The following is a 1,697-nucleotide window of genomic DNA, read 5'->3' as shown; positions in this document are numbered from 1 at the left end:
TTCACCAGAGCTAAATCCAATTGAACAAGTATGGAGTTGGCTGCGACAACACTATTTAGCCAACCAAAGTTTTACGAACTATAACGATGTTGTCGAGAAGGTATGTAGAGCATGGAATGGCTTCTTGGAAAGCGCAGATAGGGTGCAAAAGGGAGTGGATTAACCTGACCAGTTAATTTTCCAGATTGGTATAACACCGTCTCTTAACATTGAATTTAGTATCACCACCATCTTTCTCATGCAGGCGACGATTGCCACTTTTTTCGGTTTGCCTGCCGCAACTAATCGTTCATACGTTGCCTTAAATATAGGGTTACATTGGATGGCCGACATCATTGCCATGTATAACACTGTACGAACTTGAGCGCGTCCGCCTTGGATCATCCGTTTGCCTTTAAGGCGTCCACTTTCTCTCGTTATTGGAGCTACACCTATAAGAGAAGATGCTTGCTTATTGGTGATGAAACCAAGTTCTGGAACATTACTGATAATAGACGCGGATGCTATTTTCCCAATCCCCGGCATGCTCTGTAGTATCTCATTTTTAGCTTGGTATTCGGGGCAGGTATCGATGAGTTTTGATATCTTTTCTTCTACTTTGACGATTTGATTTTTGAGGGCGGTTAAGATTGGTTTTATGGAAGAAGCTAAACTCTGAGGTAAAATAAGGACAGGCACCATAAAAAAGTAACAGACAAGTCAATTACATACATTACCCCCATCGCTGCAATTTTCTCACTTTACCTGTTTTCTTGTGATGTTTCTTCACTCACTCTTATCCAACAGAACAAGGAGGGTAAATCATGACTACACCGCGAAAACAGCAAGTCTGTTTAGAGGCCACACGTTACTATCACTGTATATCTCGTTGTGTTCGGCGTTCATTTTTATGTGGTTATGACACGCAGCACAAACGTGATTACGAACATCGAAAATCATGGGTTGAGAAGCGGATACACCTTCTTTCTCAAATCTACACCATAGATGTGTGCGCCTATGCCGTCATGAGTAACCACTACCATATTGTCGTGTATATTGATAAAGAACGGGCATCCACTTTAACCGCTCATCAAGTTATCGAGCGTTGGGAAAGGCTGCATAGTCTTCCGATACTCGTTCAAAGGTTTGTGCAAGGAGACATCTCATCCAAAGCCGAATTGGGTGCAGCGCACGCGATTATCGAGTCTTGGCGCCAACGTCTTTATAGCTTGAGCTGGTTTATGAAAGAGCTTAATTTTGAAATTGCGCTAAGGGCCAATCAAGAAGACCAATGCAAAGGGCACTTTTGGGAAAGCCGCTACAAATGTCAGGCCTTGCTCGACGAAAAGGCTTTGTTAGCCGCGATGGCCTATACCGATTTAAACCCTGTCAGGGCAAACATTGCCCATACTCCAGAGCAGTCTCCTCATACTTCGATAAAACTGAGATTGGATGCCATTGCCAGCCATCAATTAACACCAGAATCTCTAGCGCCTTTTATTGGTACCCCTTCCAATGACATGATTCCAGGCATTCCTTTCCGATTGGTTGATTACATCGAATTGGTAGACTGGAGTGCGAGGCAATTCAGGCAGGGAAAAGCGAGTATAAATAGAAAGCTCCCACCAATTTTACAGCGGCTATCCTTTTCTCAGTCAGAATGGTTAAAGGTCGTTACTCAGCTAGAATCTAAGCGTGTGTTTTACATAGCGTCACGC

General features: G+C 43.4%; 1 protein-coding gene and 2 pseudogenes. 2 read left to right on the top strand and 1 reads right to left on the bottom strand.

Annotated features, from left to right (window positions below):
• Window positions 1–163 (top strand): annotated as a pseudogene (locus QTN94_RS20030) (IS630 family transposase); the annotation flags it as partial.
• Here the strand turns inward: QTN94_RS20030 and QTN94_RS20025 are convergent.
• A pseudogene (locus tag QTN94_RS20025) lies at window positions 160–666 on the bottom strand (transposase); the annotation flags it as partial. The pseudogenes QTN94_RS20030 and QTN94_RS20025 overlap by 4 nt on opposite strands.
• Window positions 667–803: 137 nt before the next feature.
• Here QTN94_RS20025 and QTN94_RS20020 point away from each other — a divergent pair.
• On the top strand, window positions 804–1,697 hold an 894-nt coding region (locus QTN94_RS20020; RefSeq protein ID WP_331428651.1), incomplete at its 3' end, for a transposase.

The sequence above is a fragment of the Vibrio sp. M250220 genome (assembly GCF_036533795.1).
GTDB lineage: Bacteria > Pseudomonadota > Gammaproteobacteria > Enterobacterales > Vibrionaceae > Vibrio.
The sequence above is the reverse complement of the archived record's forward strand: the minus strand, read 5'-3'. Positions and strand labels throughout refer to the sequence as shown.